This window comes from Neobacillus terrae (genome assembly GCF_011393025.1).
GTDB classification, from domain to species: domain Bacteria; phylum Bacillota; class Bacilli; order Bacillales; family Cytobacillaceae; genus Neobacillus_A; species Neobacillus_A terrae.
Map to the genome: position 1 here is coordinate 179078 of NZ_JAAOEO010000004.1, position 18271 is coordinate 197348.

Annotated in this window: 19 protein-coding genes; all 19 read right to left on the reverse strand. The window is 40.4% G+C overall.

The genetic code is table 11. From position 1 onward, the window contains the following. Positions 1–8: 8 nt before the first annotated feature. Positions 9–872, reverse strand: coding sequence for a M50 family metallopeptidase (locus G8761_RS07555; RefSeq protein ID WP_166025215.1), 864 nt, complete (start codon positions 870–872; stop codon positions 9–11). Continuing rightward, complete coding sequence (locus G8761_RS07560; RefSeq protein WP_166025217.1) at positions 865–1650, reverse strand: peptidoglycan DD-metalloendopeptidase family protein; 786 nt, start codon at positions 1648–1650, stop codon at positions 865–867. The genes G8761_RS07555 and G8761_RS07560 overlap by 8 nt, the downstream gene beginning before the upstream one ends. 446 nt (positions 1651–2096) lie before the next feature. Further along, positions 2097–2900, reverse strand: a complete 804-nt coding sequence (gene minD / locus G8761_RS07565; protein ID WP_166025219.1) for a septum site-determining protein MinD — start codon at positions 2898–2900, stop codon at positions 2097–2099. Between the two features lie 31 nt (positions 2901–2931). Beyond that, the gene (gene minC / locus G8761_RS07570; protein WP_166025221.1) at positions 2932–3606 is read right to left on the reverse strand and encodes a septum site-determining protein MinC; all 675 of its coding nucleotides are present in this window, start codon (positions 3604–3606) and stop codon (positions 2932–2934) included. Positions 3607–3668: 62 nt separating this feature from the next. Then, the gene (gene mreD, locus G8761_RS07575; protein WP_166025223.1) at positions 3669–4187 is read right to left on the reverse strand and encodes a rod shape-determining protein MreD; all 519 of its coding nucleotides are present in this window, start codon (positions 4185–4187) and stop codon (positions 3669–3671) included. Then, positions 4184–5065, reverse strand: a complete 882-nt coding sequence (mreC, locus tag G8761_RS07580) for a rod shape-determining protein MreC (RefSeq protein WP_166025225.1) — start codon at positions 5063–5065, stop codon at positions 4184–4186. Before mreC ends, mreD begins: the two co-directional genes overlap by 4 nt. Before the next feature lie 25 nt (positions 5066–5090). Then, a complete protein-coding gene (locus G8761_RS07585; protein ID WP_166025227.1) occupies positions 5091–6113 on the reverse strand; it encodes a rod shape-determining protein in 1023 nt (340 codons plus the stop codon). A 185-nt stretch (positions 6114–6298) separates the two neighbouring features. Further along, positions 6299–6988 (reverse strand): RadC family protein, encoded by a 690-nt coding sequence (gene radC / locus G8761_RS07590; protein WP_166025229.1) that lies wholly within the window; start codon positions 6986–6988, stop codon positions 6299–6301. Positions 6989–7029: 41 nt separating this feature from the next. Further along, entirely contained in the window at positions 7030–7602 is a 573-nt protein-coding gene (locus G8761_RS07595) for a Maf family protein (protein WP_166025231.1), read from the reverse strand. Positions 7603–7910: 308 nt separating this feature from the next. Further along, entirely contained in the window at positions 7911–8939 is a 1029-nt protein-coding gene (locus G8761_RS07600; protein ID WP_166025233.1) for a hypothetical protein, read from the reverse strand. Between the two features lie 108 nt (positions 8940–9047). Continuing rightward, entirely contained in the window at positions 9048–9893 is an 846-nt protein-coding gene (locus G8761_RS07605) for a hypothetical protein (protein ID WP_166025235.1), read from the reverse strand. Continuing rightward, positions 9890–10549 carry a hypothetical protein gene (locus tag G8761_RS07610; protein ID WP_166025237.1) on the reverse strand — a complete coding sequence of 220 codons (660 nt, stop codon included), beginning with the start codon at positions 10547–10549 and terminating at the stop codon, positions 9890–9892. The genes G8761_RS07605 and G8761_RS07610 overlap by 4 nt, the downstream gene beginning before the upstream one ends. Beyond that, positions 10550–11545, reverse strand: coding sequence for a type IV pilus biogenesis protein PilM (gene pilM / locus G8761_RS07615; protein ID WP_166025239.1), 996 nt, complete (start codon positions 11543–11545; stop codon positions 10550–10552). A gap of 68 nt (positions 11546–11613) precedes the next feature. After that, positions 11614–12369 (reverse strand): prepilin peptidase, encoded by a 756-nt coding sequence (locus G8761_RS07620; RefSeq protein ID WP_166025241.1) that lies wholly within the window; start codon positions 12367–12369, stop codon positions 11614–11616. Further along, positions 12369–12797: a type II secretion system protein gene (locus tag G8761_RS07625; RefSeq protein WP_243449934.1), complete on the reverse strand. Its 429-nt coding sequence runs from the start codon at positions 12795–12797 to the stop codon at positions 12369–12371. Before G8761_RS07625 ends, G8761_RS07620 begins: the two co-directional genes overlap by 1 nt. 137 nt (positions 12798–12934) lie before the next feature. Beyond that, entirely contained in the window at positions 12935–14149 is a 1215-nt protein-coding gene (locus G8761_RS07630; RefSeq protein ID WP_166025243.1) for a type II secretion system F family protein, read from the reverse strand. Between the two features lies 1 nt (position 14150). Continuing rightward, a complete protein-coding gene (locus tag G8761_RS07635) occupies positions 14151–15191 on the reverse strand; it encodes a type IV pilus twitching motility protein PilT (RefSeq protein ID WP_166025245.1) in 1041 nt (346 codons plus the stop codon). 12 nt (positions 15192–15203) lie between these two features. Continuing rightward, positions 15204–16862: a GspE/PulE family protein gene (locus G8761_RS07640; protein ID WP_207789147.1), complete on the reverse strand. Its 1659-nt coding sequence runs from the start codon at positions 16860–16862 to the stop codon at positions 15204–15206. 23 nt (positions 16863–16885) lie between these two features. Beyond that, positions 16886–18238 (reverse strand): VanW family protein, encoded by a 1353-nt coding sequence (locus G8761_RS07645; protein WP_166025247.1) that lies wholly within the window; start codon positions 18236–18238, stop codon positions 16886–16888. Positions 18239–18271: the final 33 nt, after the last annotated feature.

Below are 18271 nucleotides of genomic sequence, written 5' to 3' on the forward strand. Positions count from 1 at the left end.
TAAAAACTTCAGTACATATAAAAGAGGTCCCCGATTTTATCGGTTACTCTTTTTTCAGTAAAATAGGCATGCAGCAATTCATTTTCATCTAAAAACAAATTCTCTTCAGACCCCTTTACCTGAACAGGATGTTTGCATCCACGCTGAAACCTTGTTAAAACATCCAGCAGCAGTTCATCATCCCCGGCAATCAGGGGTTTTAACAAGCCAATACTCTCTTTTCTCCCATAATATCGTTCCAGCAAAAAGCGGATAAAAACATAATGCCTTTGTTTCCATTCATGATAAAGAGAAAAGTATAAAAATCCTGACACAATCCAGATATTTAAATTCAGCGGAAACCTTAATAAAAAAAATAGAAGGAAAGCAGTCAAATAGATGAAAGATACCCTGAGGGCCCACAAATGCGCTTTAAGAAAAGGCATTTTCAAAGAAAACAGCATAAATACCAATTTACCTCCGTCAAGTGGCCAGACAGGGAAAAGATTAAAAATAAGTATCATAAGGTTATATTGAATAAATAAATTTATTGCACTTTCAGGCAGTATAGAGAAATTGGATAATAAGTATGCCAATCCGATCATCCATAAATGCTGGGCGGGACCGGCTAGTACCACAATCGCTTCTTCTCTTAAAGGACGATTTCCATGCTCATCCATCTCGGCCACTCCTCCAAAAGGGAGCAGGGATATTTTCTTGATCCTCCAGTTAAAGCATGAAGCAGCGGCAGCATGGCCCAGTTCATGAATAAAGATAATGCCAAGAAGCAGACATACCTCCAGAAAGCGTGCTGTTGCCACTGCTGCTGCTATCACTATCCATAGAAGGGGATGAAAGTGAATCTTGCTGATTAAGGTTTTTGTTTTATTCAAAACGGATCACCTGGATAGGATCTATAAAGTCTTCTCCCTTTTTGATCGCAAAATAAAACTCCCCTTTTGTTGAATCCTCTCCCTTTGAAGGAGAGACTGTACCAACTTCCTTACCCTTATCTATATATTCATAGAGACTTACCTTAATATTTTCCAGATTCCCGTACCACGACTCCGTTTTATCTGAATGCTGAATAATAACAGTTTTGCCAATGCCCTCTTTAACACCAGCAAACCGAACAATACCTTCATTCATGGCTTTAACTGGGTCACCTTTACCTGTCTCAATCATGATACCCTGTCCATTCTTCTCAAACTTATCAAGGATTTTCCCGGCCGCAGGAAGGGCATATTCCTGATCATTTAAAGCAGTATCCTTATTTTCTTTTTTCCCCGGTACTGGAAGCAGCGCCAGAGGTTTTCCGAATTTCTGCTCATACCAATCAGATACAGCTGCAAATTGAAATTCTTCATTCATTGATTTTTTTAAAGTGGTCCTTGCTGTATCAAACATGCTGTTATGATTTTTAAACAGGATTGCAACGAGTAAAAAGAGGAAGACTGAAGCTAGTATTTTAAATAAAAATACTTCCTTTTTAAATAATGGATGATTTTCTTCCTGCCTTCCTCCCTCAAAGGAAGCTACCTGGCTGCCAAAACCATATCTCTCTTCATCAGCAGCCCACTTAACCCGATTAGGACTGAACTTCTCCTTACGATCCCTTTCCTTCTTCCTTTTTGCTATTCTTTTGCGGATATCATCCGATCTTGAATTCACTGCACCCACCAGCCCTTATTCCTTTTTCTAAAAGTTTATGAGTTGTCCAATAGGAGTATTACCAAGAAAAGTGAAAGCGAAGGGCATATTCTCATGGCTTCCTGGAGATATACTTCAGCAGCAGAACATCGGTCCTCTGAGTGCGCAGGGAGAAAATATTTCAAAAAGAACAAAAGTCGCATGCGCCCTGATCAGATGATGAAAGGCTAAAATCGCCACATCCTGTGGCAACGCCTTCCTGACCCACATCCTGTGGGCCTCCGACAGGCATAAGACGAATCACGTAAGAAATCCTGATTTCTGAAGTGATTTGGCTTATGACCCCGAGGGGCTGGGCGCTGGAGCTGGATTACAATAACCTAGTTCGGAGTTTTCCACAAGGTGAAAATCTATAATTCCTAACCGATAAAAAACGGATGCTGCATAATTGCAGCACCCGTTTTTATTTATCTAACACCAAAGAATTTTTTTATTTTAAAGAACATTCCTTTTCCGCTATCTTCTAAAGACTGAAGAGGAATTGATTCTCCCAGGATTCTCCTGGCTATATTACGATAAGCGACCGATGCCTTGCTGTTCGGGTTTAAGGCAATAGGCTCACCATGGTTTGACGCCTTAATAACCTCGTCATCATCAGCTACAATCCCGATTAAGTCAATGGATAAGTGTGTTGTGATTTCATCCACATCCAACATATCTCCATTTTTCATTAAATGATTACGGATTCTATTGATGATTAATTTTGGCGGCTCGATATTTTCCTCTTTTTCAAGAAGACCGATGATCCGGTCTGCATCTCTTACAGCAGATACTTCAGGTGTCGTTACCACAATCGCCTTGTCTGCACCCGCAACTGCATTTTTATAGCCTTGCTCAATTCCCGCAGGACAGTCAATGACAATATAATCATAATCCTGTTTTAATTGTTCAATCAGCTTTTTCATCTGTTCAGGGGTCACAGCTGATTTATCGGTTGTTTGGGCTGCAGGAAGCAGATACAATAAATCCTCGAAACGCTTATCCTTAACAAGAGCCTGATGTATTTTACATCTTCCCTCTACCACATCGACTAAATCATAGATAATACGGTTTTCCAGCCCCATTACCACATCAAGATTGCGCAGGCCAATGTCTGTATCAACCAGGCAGACTTTTTTTCCCTGGAGAGCCAGAGCCGTTCCTAAATTAGCCGAAGTGGTTGTTTTCCCGACGCCGCCTTTACCGGATGTAATTACAATTGCTTCTCCCACGCTAATGTCCCCCTTCTAATCTTCTAATCTTCTAATCTTCTAATCTAGTTAAATTAGGTCTAAGATGGATTAAACCCTGTAATCTATCAACAACTATTTGCCGGTTATCATCTATGTATGCACATTCCATTTCGTGCTTCTCTTCTGATTCCACGATATCAGGGGCCCGATTAATGCAATCGCTGATTCGCAGCTGTGAAGGCTTCATGCTCGAGGCAGCTATAATAGCTTGCTCATCTCCTCCGCACCCAGCATGGGCGATTCCTTTTAAGGCACCCATAATAAAGATATTTCCTCCGGCTCTTACCGTACCTCCCGGATTGACATCACCGACCAAAAGCAAATCACCAGGAACCTCTAGAATCTGGCCTGAACGGATTATTCTGGCGACCGTCAATACTTCAGCCTTGCCTCGAATTGATTCTGCTTCCTCTTTAGTAAGAACATTAGAATCAATTTTATCCACTACTAAATTCTTTTTCTGGCGGATAAGTGCCTTTATTTCCTCTTTCTGTTCTTCAGAAAGATAGCGGTTTCCTAATTGGACATGGACAGGGATAAGCTGGTTCTCGCCATTGGCCCTGGTATTGGCCGAAAGTTTCAGATCCAGTTCCCTTTTCAGGTCCTGATAGGAGCAGGAATCGTCAAGATGAAGGGTTAATCCATCCTTGGTTCCTTTTATAATTACATTTTGCCTTTTTTTCATGGAGAAATTTCACCTCAATAAGGAAGGAATTCGACATAAAAGCCAAAATTCCTTTTTTGCAATTAGTCGTTCCCCAGCTCTTCTGCAAATTTTTCAAATTGCCATTTAAAGGGGAAGGCCGCCAAAACAACAAAGGCAAGATTAAGTAAAATAGTAGGGTAAAAACGGATCTCTAAATAATTGACGAAGCTGAGATCTGTAACGTTAATAAGTAAGTTTATCCAGTAAACGGCTATTTCCACAAGAGCAATTGCAATTAGGGAAACACCAGAAGCTGTAAAAAGATTTGCATGGATAACCCGCATGGCTTTTGAAGCAAAATAGGCAGTCAAAGGAAATAGGAATAAATAAACTCCGAGAATTTCCGTATAGACGATATCAAATAATGCTCCAAAAACAAATCCGTAAATAATACCATGCTTTTTACTGCCAAAAACACTTAGAAAAATAATGCCGGCAAGCAAAAAGTGCGGAGCGAATATTTTTCCGTCACCAAATAAATCCGCAGGGGTATACTGGACAAACAAGCTCTCCACAATAAACAAAGCACCAAACAGAATGGGAAGCAGGAGTCGGCTCACTGTCCCTCCCCCTTACTTTCCAGGTAGTCCGTGGCCTCTGGCACTCTCATTGTCTTCTTAGCGACCATAACATTTTCGATATCATAAAAATTGGCGCCAGGTTTAACATAAGCAGTTTGATTTAAACCATATTGATCCGGCTTGACCTCTACTACTTTTCCAATCAACAGTCCTTTAGGAAAGACCCCGCCCAAACCTGAGGTCACTACCAGTTGGCCTTTTTTAATTTTGGCATCTGCTGGTATCCTTTTAACCATAAGCCTTTTTTCTTTATCATAGCCATCAACAAGACCATAAGAACTTGTATCCCCTAGAATAATAGTCGATATCTGGTTTTTAGGATCAGCTGCACTTAAAAGCTGAACGGTTGAACTAAATTGATTCACATGCTTTATTTTTCCAAGAAGGCTGCCGTTGGATCCAATAACAGCCATATTTTGTTTTAATCCGCTTGTTTTTCCTTTATCAATGATGATCATCTCTTGCCAGCGATCAGGGTTTCTGCCAATTACCGTAGCCTGTAATGGTTTAAAATCTCTCAGTGTTTTCTTCTTATCAAGAATCACACGCAGTTCTTTATTGTCTTTTTCAAGAATTTGAACCTGTTTCTCAAGCTCTGCAATTTTTTCTACGCGTGTTTTTAACTCTTTATTTTCATGATATGTATTTTGCAAGTCCTCGAGATTTTGAAAAAAGCCTGCAAAAAAGTGGGCAGGCTTGGAAACGAGGGATTCAACCCAGCCGGTTGTATCTTTTACAAACTTTTCCGGCCAGGTCAATTCAGAACGTTCCCTCAAAGAAAACCCAATCAATGCCACGAGAATAATGATGCTGACAAGCAAAACAATCAGGCGTTTATTCAAAAAGAATTGTGGCATGATCTACACCTCTAAATTTTGTCTTTTATCGAGAATCTTTCGCTTTTGTTTTAAATAAGTTGATATGGTCAAGTGCTTTTCCTGTTCCAATGGCTACACAATCCAATGGATTTTCGGCAATTAGGACAGGCATTTTTGTTTCGTCAGCGATAATCTTGTCCAAATTCCGCAAAAGCGCACCTCCGCCAGTCAGAACAATACCTCGGTCCATAATATCAGAAGCAAGTTCTGGCGGAGTCTTTTCCAATGTGTTTTTAACCGCGTCCACAATTGCATATACAGTATCACGAAGAGCAGCCGCAATTTCTTTTGCTGTAATCTCAATTGTTTTTGGAAGTCCAGTCAATAGATCTCGGCCACGGATTTCCATATTTGGAACGCCCTCAGGATCTCCGGCAGAACCCACTTCAACCTTAATGGTTTCAGCAGTTCTGTCACCAATCATGAGATTATAGTTTTTACGGATATAATGGACGATAGCATCATCCATTTCATCACCGGCTATTCGAATAGACTGGCTGGTTACAATACCGCCAAGAGAAATGATAGCTACTTCAGTGGTTCCTCCGCCAATATCAACAACCATGCTGCCAGTTGGTTCCCAAACAGGAAGATTTGCACCTATAGCTGCGGCAAACGGTTCTTCAATAGTGAATGCATCTCTAGCTCCAGCCTGTCTCGTTGCATCAATAACGGCTCTTTCTTCCACTGCAGTAATTCCTGATGGAACGCAAACCATTACATAAGGCTTACCTGCAAACAATCCTTTATTTTTGGTAGCCTGGCGAATGTAATACTTCATCATTGTAGCTGTAGTTTCATAATCTGCAATGACTCCATCCTTCATCGGCCTTAAAGCAACTATATTTCCTGGTGTGCGGCCAATCATATTTTTAGCATCGTTTCCAACTGCTACGATGTTTTTGTTATCTGTTTGAAGTGCCACCACTGACGGTTCCCTTAAAACAATCCCTTTTCCTTTTACATATACAAGAGTATTGGCTGTACCCAAGTCAATACCCAGATCTCTAGTTCCAATTCCAAACATAAAATGTATCTCCCTTTCTGATACGAATGCATTTATTTGCGATAAGGTTTAATGATAAATTAGTCCATTCCTCCACACATGGAAGCCGACCGTTAATTTTGGTATAAAATAAGTTAATCAGGTGTGTAATATCCCCGAAAAATCATAAACAATATTATAACCCAACATCAATCAAAAACATAGCATTATAAATAGCCTTTTTCTTTAAGGCTAACAAATTTGTTCTCACCAATTATTAAATGATCAAGTAAATCAATCCCGATTATTTTCCCTGACTCGGAAAGCCTCTTGGTAACCTCAATATCCTCCCTGCTCGGAGCGGGATCTCCTGAAGGATGATTATGGATACAGATAATGGAGGCAGCTGACCGCCGAATTGCCTCTTTGTAAACCTCGCGAGGATGTACAATCGAGGCATTTAAGCTTCCAATAAAGATGGTTTGTTTATGAATGACCTGATTTTTGGTGTTCAAATAAAGACAGACAAAATGCTCCTGTGATAAAAAACGCATATCATTCATGACATACTTGGCTCCATCTTCAGGAGAACGGATAACAAACCGATCGTTATACGATAAATTCGCTACTCTTCGGCCCAATTCTACTGCCGCCAAAAGCTGAATTGCCTTAGCCATTCCTATTCCTTTGATTTCTGTTATTTCTTCAAGGGTGGCGGATTTCAAAAGGCGCAAGCCTTCAAATTGCGTCAACAGGCGATTCGACAATTGGAGGACAGACTCCTCCTTTGTTCCAGTCCTTAGCAGAAGGGCAATTAACTCATTATTGGAAAGGCTAGAAGGACCATGCTGAATAAATCTTTCCCTAGGTCTCTCATCCTGGGGAAAGTCGCGGATCATTAGCGTATTTGCATTCATTATATTTCCTCCCTTATGGGAGCCCATAAATGTACAAATAGTTAGTAAGGCAGCTGGAAACCGGCTTTTTTCAATTCACGGATGGTCCTGGAAACAGGAAGCCCCACCACCGCAAAGTAGTCACCGAAAATTTGCTTAACAAACATGCTGCCAAGACCCTGAATGCCATAGGAACCGGCTTTATCAAAGGGTTCCCCACTCTGCACATACCAGTTTATTTCTTCATCGCTCAGCTCCCAAAATACAACTTCCGTTTTTTCATAAAAAGCAACAGACGTTTCAGGAGCAATAATCGAAACCCCTGTGTAAACCTTATGGCTTTTTCCTGATAGTTGCCTAAGCATCTGAAAGGCTTCGGCTTTATCTTTTGGTTTGCCAAGAATTTCCCCATCAGCTGATACAATGGTGTCGGAGCCTATTACATACGAATCAGGATACTCTCGGAAAACAGCAGCCGCCTTCCGCTGGGCCAATTCCATAACTACCTTTTCCGGCGGTAAGCCTGATTCAAAGCTTTCATCTACTTCACTGCTGGAGGTAATAAACTGTAATTGAAGATTTTCTAGGAGCTCTTTTCGCCGGGGAGAAGAAGAGGCTAAAATGAGGTTATGCATTCCATCACCATACCTTTTAATTCGTTTTAGGGAGATACATTTTCATCGTATCAGACTTTCACTCATCAAACAATTTATATCAATTAAAGTTGGGAAAATATTGTCGAATTATGCAAATTATCTTCTTCCAATGTGAAAAACAGAAGAGAATTAAATTAATTGTCTATGAAAATACAATGATTAATTAAACCCTGTTTGTAAGATGCTAGACAGTATTTGATTTAGTTATCCTTATTATTCTTTAAACATAAAAAGACCGTCATTAAAGACGGCCATCATTTCCCAGAAAATAATTTGTCGAAACCAACCTATATTGAAGAGATTATTGCCAGGGAGTTCAATAAATGCTGTTGTGCGCTAACAGCCTGTTTATTCTCCCCACCCTTTTGAAAAGACTTCATTTTTTCCGAAGCTGCTGTCAATTCTTTTCTTAACTGCTTAATAGCCTCATCATCAATTTTAAGTTCTGCAGCTTTTTCTGTTATTTTTTGAATTCCTTCAAGATTGGCTGCCGCATCTTTTGATAAGGGCTGATTAATTAGCACACTTGAAGAAGCTGCTGATAAACCGTTAAAGAGGACAGGTACTGATTTTAGAAAAGCCTTTTCATCCGGAGACAAATTCTTTAATTCCTTTTCCGGAGTTTCCAATGACTTGGCATAAAAATCTACACCCTTTTCCTGATATACACCTCCAAGTTTTTTAGCATCTTCAATGCTTCCAGCCACCCCCAGAAACAGATACGTTTTTCCATTCAATACATCCACAATGGAAGAAACCCCTTTTTGCTCTGCCAGATCTGCGGCCTTGTTGGCAGCTTCTTTGGAAGAGTAGACACCTTCCTGGACAACAAACAATGATAACGGGCTGAATATGTATACATTTTTAGCAGGTGCTTGATTTCCAACTGTTTGTGGCTGTGCTGCCGCTTCAATCGACTCCGTACCATTTGTATTGCTGTGATTTGTAAGAACCAGTTTAAGCATTACAATACCAAAACTTGTCCCAAGAAGAACCGCAAAAATTGATGCCAATAGAATTGATTTTAGAAATCCTTTATTTTTTTTGCCGGGATTGAATATTATCTGATTAAAATTGTAACCTTTTTTCTTTTCTGGTTTAACAGTTTTTATTTCTTCTATATCATTTTGGTTTATCTCTGGAAGAATCCAGTCAAAGCTTTCATCTGCTGCTTCACCAGCTGCAGCTTCCAGGTAACCGGGTTCAGGACTGCCAGTTTCAATGGAATCCTCGTCTGTTTCTCCATTATTTTCTATGTAGCTTTGCTCATTGCCATTTAATTTAATGATAATCCTGTTATTTTTCGGCTTGTCCATTTTTATCCCCCCTATTCTAACCGGCTAGTTTTGTTTCATCCTACCATAAGGGCAAAAAAAAATAACAAGACTTTTGTCGTCCTGTTATCGAATGATTTCGTCATATTTTTAGTTATTCTGCGAGTCTTCTCGTTCCGGGTCACCCGTATCAGCAAACTTGCTCAGAGGATTTCGTTTGTTTGACGGTGGAGGAGTTTCAAATCTCGGGAGCTCGTCCTCCAGGTCTTTTAACCCGGGCATATAAAAGGCCGAAAAAGTTACGTTATAATTTAACGGCCCCTCAGTATCCTCAAGACTAGTAATTTCTTTTGTACCAGTGAAATTGATTTTTTCAATAACGGTGATCCTTTTTTGATTTTCCAGAGTCGTCAGGAATTTCTCAAGGTCTTCGTATGTCGAAGATTCTATATTCATATCAACAGTTACCTTTTCAATCCCAGCTGGAAGGGGAGTGTTTGATTGCTGTGGATTAGATGATTGTCCTTGTTCTGTTGTATTTGAGGCCGCTGCCACATTGCCGGAAACAGTAGTTGACTGTGTGGTGTTTGCATTATTTGATACAGGGTTAGCAGAATTATTTGTTGCTGTTTCCTGTCCACTATTGCCCTTATTTAGAGACCCTGATCCTTCGCTAAATGTCATTGTTTTTATTGTGCTGTTCGAAACAACCTCAGCTTTTCCCAAATCCACAACAAGCTGTTCCTCAAAAGGTTTTACTGGCAGCAATTTCTGCAGCTCAGTAGTGCTTTTAACTGTACTATTTTTCACGCTTGCCCTTTTTTCCAATACGGCGTTTAATATCTGCTTTTGTGTTTGCAGAGACTGCTGTTTTATTTGAAAATCAGCTTTTGCTGGCTGAATAAAGCATATATACCCTAAGCCTACGAAAGCCACTAACATTACAGAAAGAACAGACAGTATCCATTTTTCTTTTTTGGAGAAGTAAAATCTCATTTGCTGGTCTCTCCTTCTGATACTGTCGTACCATACCATTTGCTGTCATCATTCTTTTTGGCTGCTTCCTCGTCCAATTTAATTTCATAAACTCCAAAATAACGAGGCATGTAGGATTCTTTTTCAGTGTCATTTAGAGTGTCTGCAACAGCAGAACCAGCCGGTTTCTGGGAGGAAGAGTCCTGCGCGGACAGTGACTTGAGACTTGCATCTTTAATCCATTCTGCTCCATTTAGCCTTGCAAGATAGAAAGCTGCCTCCTGGCTTGTATCAAACTGGATAGTAAGAGAGAAAGTTCCAGCTTCATCATAGGCGAAATTTTGTATAAATCCTCTTTCAGGAAGCATAGCGGTCAAACCTCTCATTACTGGGACTGTTTTTATTGGATATTTTTTCACCCAGTCAGCAGAGGTTTCCAGCTTTTTAATAGAATTGGAGGATACAATAGCAGAGACTGATTCCTGCTGCTTTGTAGTAATTTGCTCAGTATGTGCTGTTTCTCTGCTTATTTGGCTCGCTTGTTGATCAATAGTGTAGACCTTCCAGAAAAACAAACAAGCAGCTATCAAAAAGAAACTGGCTAAAATTGATACCGCCAGAATAAAAGCTGAGTTTCTACTTTCCTTCCTAGGAAGTAGGTTAATTTCGACGAGCATTTATTCCACCCCTTTTAACGCAAGACCCAAACCTAGCAATTGGGATGATGGTAAGCTTTTAGTCCTGTTGGTTGATAAGGATTCTGCAGCAAGAGTTTGTACAGGAATCTCATAACGATTATTTACCTCTTCAATTATTAGATCCAGCATAGGGTGGTCACCTGTCAAAAGAATTTTTGTGACTTCTTCCTTGCCATTGTGAAGAGAATATCGATAGTAATCCATCAATTTAGTCATTTCCCTGAAGATTTCCTCTAACTGAAGCTTTAATACCTCTATATCCCCGTTATATTTATGACTGTTGGTTTCTTCGGAATCCATCTGAATGGACCATTTTTCCCAATCCAATTCCAATGGGAAATGCCGCATAAATTGTGGAATATGATCCGCAAAAATGCTCATTGTCACCTGTGTTAGCGAGAATTGAACAAGGAAAAGTCTTTCCCCGTTTCTTGCATTGTCGAGAGAGTGATAGAGCCTGTAAACAGATAATGGAGAAATATCTGCAGCAATGGGATTCATCTTAAGCGATGAAAACAGGTCGGCATACTCCATCACATATTTTTCAGGAGATGCAAAAAGCAATATTTCTTTTTGCTGCCCCTCGGTTGAAAGTGGGAAAATATCAAAAACCGGATCTTCAAAGGGAAGGTGAATGCTTGACCCGAGCTCCAAATAAAGATAGCTTCTATACTCGTCTTCTTCCACATCTGCAGGTATAGCTACTTTTCTGATAATAACAAGGGAATCAGGGACTAAGAATCGGACCTGACGCTTGTGGAGTTTCCAGTCTTCTATACACTCATCCAGGATATTTTCAAGGGCGTCCAGATCAGTAATTTTACCGTCTGAAATAATGCCCGGCGGAAGGAAACGTTCTCCCCACCTTTGTGCAGTTGGAGGATGGAACTGCTTCAATTCAACATAACGAATGGAATGGTCATTTAATATTATGTTAGCTATACGATTTTTTCGTAATTGGAGTGAAAACGGCATAATGACTACCCCTTAATTTAGCAAATCAGATATTACATTAATCGAATTACAAAGCCTTACTGTACTTCTCACAGTCCCGCAGTTATAAATTTTAAATATAAGTCTATCAGCTGGTTTCCGTAAAAATTAGCTGTTAATGTCCCAATAGCTATAAAGGGTCCAAACGGAATGGGCTCTCTTCTCTTAACCAGCTTAAGAAGGAGGGCTAAGATTCCAAACACAGCACCGAATAATGTGGCGAGAAAAAAGGAAAGCAGCATAAGTCTCGTGCCAACCACAAAACCAATCAAGCCAAACAGTTTAACATCACCAAAGCCCATGCCGCCTTTACTTAGGAACGAAATTAAAGCCAGGAGCAGGAAACCGGCAGCCGCTCCGAGCAAAGAATCCCACCAGGGAGCCAGAGGCCAAATTAAGCGTTCTAATAAAAAAACTCCTGCAAAGAAAAGCAGAATTTTATCAGGTATCAGCATATAGTGAATGTCTGAGACAAAAATAATCATAAATAGGGAGATAAGCGTCCAGGCAACAATAAGCTCACTTCCCCAGCCTACGAAAAAGGGAGCCAAAGCAAAAAGGATTCCAGTAATAAGCTCTGTAATCGGATAAATAGGGGAAATCCGCGTCCCACAGACACGGCATTTCCCCCTTAGGACTACATATGAAACTACCGGAATCAATTCCCATGACCGAAGCTGATGCCCGCATTTTGGGCACGCAGACCGTGGTTTGATAATTGATTGGTTTAACGGCACCCTAAGGCCAACTACATTAAAGAAGGAGCCGAAGAGGAGACCGTATAGAAAAAGTAAAAGATTTAACATTACTTATATGATAGTAACTCTTGCTCACTAGCAAGACCATTCCCTGAAGTATTAGCTGCATCCTTATCAGCAAGTGAGACTGCTGGATGCAATTTCAATTCATAGGTATATTTTCCAGACGTTGAGTCTTTTGTTACCACTACCTTATATCCAGCTGATGAAAGTTTTACATTGTCTAGATATGGAGCTAAGGTTGTGTCTGTAAGTTCTGTTGAATCTGGTGTCTTTTCTGAAGCATACATTTTAGCAGCATTAATAATTTGAATTCCCTCTGCTACAGTAGCCTTATCTTGTGTATTTTTTATAAGATTACCAATCGACGGCACAGCAATCGCAGCAATAATCCCCAAAATAACAATAACGGCCAATAGTTCAACAAGTGTAAAACCTTTTTGTTCTTTCATATTTGACTTTAAGCTTTTCAACAAATTTACCACTCTCCCTATGGTTCTTTTAACCTATTAGTATGTACCCTTTGATTATACTAAATTTGTCAATGTAAAGGGAATCTCCAATATGTTTATTTTGTCTTTTTTTACAAGAAATTGCTCAACTCTATCGTCTTTTAATATTTCTTGTCAAATTGGTTGAACATATCGAACATTGGAACCATAATAGATGTCACAATTCCACCAATGAGACAGGCTAATACGACGATCATAATGGGTTCAATCAATGACTTTAAGCGATCTGTTCCAATATCCACTTCTTTTTCATAAAAGTCTGCTATCTTATCTAGCATACTATCCAGTGCTCCTGATTCTTCTCCAATGGAAATCATTTGAGTGACAAGGGGAGGAAAGGCCCAGTGGCGCTTCATCGGAAGGGTCATCGACAGTCCCTTTTCCAATGAGTCCCTTGAATCTCGGATCACTCTTGCAATCACCTCATTCTCGACTACATCTTCAACGATTGTCATTGCCTGAAGAATGGGCACCGAGCTTGAAAAGAGTGAGCTTAGTGTCCTCGTCATCCTCGCAAGAACAGCCTTTTGAAGCATTTTTCCGAAAATCGGTAATCTCAAAGCTGCGTAATCCAGATAAAATTTCGTTTCCTTGCTTTTTCTCATATAGACGATGACCACTGAAAATAGAATCATTATGAGGGCAAGCAGCCACCAGAACTTTTGCATGAAGCTGCTTGCATTTAAAACAAACTGTGTAATGGCAGGAAGCTCTCCCCCCATATCAGCAAACATTTTCACAAAGGTCGGGACAATAGAAACGAGAAGAAAAATGACAACCGCAATGGCAATAATTCCAATGACAAGCGGATAAGTCAAGGAAGAAATAATCTTCTGCCGTGTATGATGCTGTTTTTCAAAGTGCACCGCTAGACGCTCAAGCGTCTCGTCCATGTTTCCGCCTGCTTCACCAGCTTTAATCATACTCACAAAGATCGGTGAAAATATTTTTTTTTGTTTTCTTACTGATTCAGAAAGCGGATTTCCTTCTCTCAGGTCTTGCTCGATGACAATTAATGCCTTCTTAAGAGCCTTGCTTTCTGTCTGTTCAGCCAAGATAGCAGTAGCATCAACCACGGTTACTCCCGCTTTAAGCAGAGTTGAAAATTGTCTTAGATAAATAACAAAGTGTTCAAGCTTTACTGGATTACCGAAAGTTATATCCTTTGTTAAAATCGATTCAGGAATTTCGGTGATGTCATTAATCCTAATGCCTTCCTCTTTCAGCTTTAGAAGCGCTTCGCGTCTTGAACTTGAGTTAATAGTTCCCTGGCGTTTTCCCCTTTTATCTCTCCCGGAATACTTAAACCTGGCCATATTAGTTCATCTTCTCCTGAAGAAATGGTATTACAGCATCCCTGGTAACAATTCCGTTTTCGACAAGCTCTTTAATGCTTGTATCAAGTGTATGCATTCCCTGTGCTCGGGATGTTTGCATGATACTTGGAATCTGATGGATTTTTTCATTCCGAATCAGGTTGGCAATGGCTGGATTATTGATCATAATCTCCGTTGCAGCTCTTCTTCCCTGCCTGTCCGCTGTTTGAAAAAGCCTTTGAGAGATAATGCCTACAAGTACTGTTGCAAGCTGAATCCGGATTTGCGGCTGCTGTGCTGGCGGAAAGACGTCTATAATCCTATTAATAGTTGCAGGAGCGCTTGACGTATGAAGCGTTCCAAGAACCAAATGGCCCGTCTCGGCTGCCGTTATGGCTGTTTGGATGGTTTCAAGGTCTCTCATTTCTCCGACAAGGATTACATCCGGGTCTTGCCTTAGGGCAGCCCTTAGGCCATTAGCGAAATTTTTCGTATCAAATCCCACTTCCCGCTGGTCTATAATGCAATGTCCATGTTTATGCAGGTACTCAATCGGATCTTCCAGTGTGATGATATGCTTACGCATTGACTCGTTCATATAATTAATCATTGCTGCTAATGTCGTTGATTTTCCACTGCCCGTTGGTCCTGTTACTAAAAGCAGGCCCTGTGGCTTTTCCACTATTCTTTTCAACGTTTCTGGCATATTTAAATCTTCAATAGTTGGAACTGTTGACGGTACTATTCTCAGCGCCATCGATACACAAGATCTCTGATGGTACGTATTCACACGAAAACGCGAAACCCCGGGCAGGCCATATGAAAAGTCTAGTTCCCCCTTCTCCTTAAATACCTCCCACATATTAGCTGGAACGATTGCACGGGCCATCTCTTCTGTATCTGCCGGCTTGAGAGCCTCCTGGCCATAGCGCTTAAGTTCACCGTTAATACGCATAATCGGGGGAACTCCTACTGTCAGATGAATATCAGAAGCCTTAAATTCAAATGCCGCTCTCAAAATTAAATCTATTTTTTCTTTCATTTTCCCCTACTCCTACTCCAGGGTAGCAACCCTAAGCACTTCTTCTGTTGTTGTTAAACCCTGCTTGACTTTTAACAAGCCATCATCGATAAGAAAAATGGTTTGATTTTTCACAGCAAGCTCTCGAAGGGTTTGTAGTGATTCCCCGTTCATAATAACCCGTCTAATTTCATCATTTAAAATCAGAACCTCATGAAGGGCAATCCTTCCTTTATAGCCCGTCATATTGCAGGAAGAACAGCCTCTGCCCCGGCTAATCCTGTCAATTTTTATTCCTCTTCGCATAAAAATCTCCTGTTCCCGCTTTGAGGGTTCATGGACTTCCATGCAATCCCGGCATCCCCTTCTGACAAGGCGCTGAGATACAATTCCACTCAGGGATGATGCCAGAAGGAAGGGCTCAACCCCCATATCAAGCAATCTAGTTACCGTACCTATTGAATCATTTGTATGAAGCGTGCTGAGTACAAGATGTCCTGTTAGGGATGCCCTAATCGCCACTTCTGCTGTTTCCTTATCCCGGATTTCCCCAACCATAATGATATTCGGATCCTGTCGGAGAATAGAACGAAGGCCAGCCGCAAAGGTCATGCCAACATTCTGGTTTACCTGAATTTGATTGATTCCTTCCAGCTGATATTCAACCGGGTCCTCAATCGTTATAATATTTACTTCTTCACTGTTCAGCTTATTTAAGGCTGCATAAAGCGTGGACGATTTTCCAGAACCAGTGGGCCCTGTAATCAGGACAATACCGGTGGGCTTTTCTATCATTTCTTTGAATCTATTTAAATTTAACTGGTTGAAACCAATTTTTGAAATATCATTTAAATTGGCGCTCATATCGAGAAGCCGCATAACTATTTTTTCACCAAAGACGGTTGGAAGGGTTGAAACACGCAGGTCAATTGGCTGGAAATCCAGGTTTATTCTAATTCTTCCGTCCTGAGGCACCCGATGTTCAGTAATGTCCATATTGGCCATAATTTTAATTCGGGCTGTCATCACACTTTGCATATGCCTTGGTAAAACACGTTCGCTGCGAAGCACACCATCTATCCGGTAGCGAATAACCACCTTTGTCTCTTGGGGGTCAATATGGATATCACTTGCCCTTTGGACCGCCGCATTAGAGAGTATCTGATTGACAAGCCGGACAACCGGTGAGTTTTGATCCGTTACATCCTCTTCTCTTGCGTTTTCTCTTTGGGGAGTTTCTCCAATAAGTTCTTCAAAGCCCTCATCAATGTTATAAAATTTATTAATGGCGCGCAGAATGTCATCTTTGGTTGCAATGGCGGTTTCAATTTGAAATCCTGTTGAAAGGCGTAAATCGTCTATAACTATAAAGTCCATTGGGTCTGCCATTGCAACAAATAGCTTATCCCCATTTTTTTTTAAAGGAATTATCAGGTTTCTTCTAGCCATTTCTTTTGGGATAAGTGTAAATAAATTAGTATCAAACGGGTAACGGTACAAGCTTATGTGAGGAATTCCTAATTGGTATTCAAGAACTTCGATTAATTGCTGCTCTGTAATATATCCTCTTTGGAGCAGGGCATCACCAAGCCTTTGACTGCTCCCTTTCTCCTTTAAAGCTGTCTGAAGCTGTTCCATGCTGATTAATCCTGATTCAACCAATAAATCACCAAGCCGTTTTCTTAAAGGCATTATCTTCCCCCCTATTCTAAAGATTATTTTGGCTCCTCGTTTGGCTTGCCCCATAAATTTTCAGTTGATTCCCCTTGGCTGGATTTTTGTTGATTTGAAGGCATTTTAGTGTTGCTTTGTGGGTCGGAATTTCCCGGACCAGCATTTGTGCCTACCATATCTTCATTCTTATTTTTTTGATCTGCAACAGTTTCTCCTGTTACTTGTTGGGAAGTATCTGTGGCAGGCTCCACTGCAGCAAGGATAGCTCGTACAGTAATTTTAGGTACGGGTGCATAATAGTCTTCTGAAAGCAGAACTGATTTTTTAAAATTTGCATTTTCATAGATTTCCCTGGTAATTCTAATCAAATATCCTTCTGAGCCCTCCTTCAGTACCTTCTTTTGGTTACCAGCAAGAAGCGGGCTGTATTGAAGTACGGTTTTCGGCATAAATTGCTGTTTATCAGTTTCAGTTATTTTATACTCGTAAAAAAGTTTTTGTCCGACCAGGCTGGTCTTAAGTTGTTTGCCATCCCAACTTATCTCAATGTTAAAGTCAGATTCATTAGGATTCGAAAAAACTAAATCATCCTTTTGGGCAAAATCAATTTTTGCCTCATATCCCAATTCTGTATAGTCCGGCAATTCCCGGCCAATGTTTCTCTCAATAATGGAAAAGTTTGTAGGAAGAATGGCTTTATATATTCCAGAAGCGATAAAACTAAGAGTGTTTCCAGATAAATTGTTTAGCTTTTCTTTCTTTAATAATTCATTAAAAGAGAAAGTGGAATTGGCGTGGACCTGTATCTTTGCCAACTGTCCCACTGCCCTTTCTACTTCATCCGGTGCTGTTTTGGGTGTTAATACCGACTCGCAAATGGACGATGACTCGTCACTGTTTTTAATAAACTCCTTTAAATTAATAACATTCTCTCCTTCTGACAGAGAAGAAGCGACGATGTTAAGTTTTTTTGTAAAAGCATCCACATTAATATCGATACCTGGGAACTTCAGGGCGGCAATTTCTTCAGCCTGATCCTTCCCAAGCCCTGCCATAAGAGGATTATGCAGTCCATCTTTAGCTGTTGAAACAGAGTCCTCCAAATTAAATTGGAATTGATTAAGGTCAATTGCAGCTTCCTTTTCTTTATAATGAATAATTATTTTTGTGGTTTTCAGCCAGTCTGAATATTGCTGATTAATCAATGCAAGCGCCTCATTCTGGTTCTTTCCCCCAACGCTTACAGGTCCAATTTCCGTTCCAGGAGAAAAAACACCTGGCTGTTTATTATACTTTTCAAAAGCTAAAGCGCCAAAATGTGAAAAAGCAAAGATATATGCTGTGCATAACAGTAATACGACAAATAGCTTTATAGCCTGATTGTTTTTCTTCACATAGAGGCCTCCATAAACGAGCCATGATTTTGA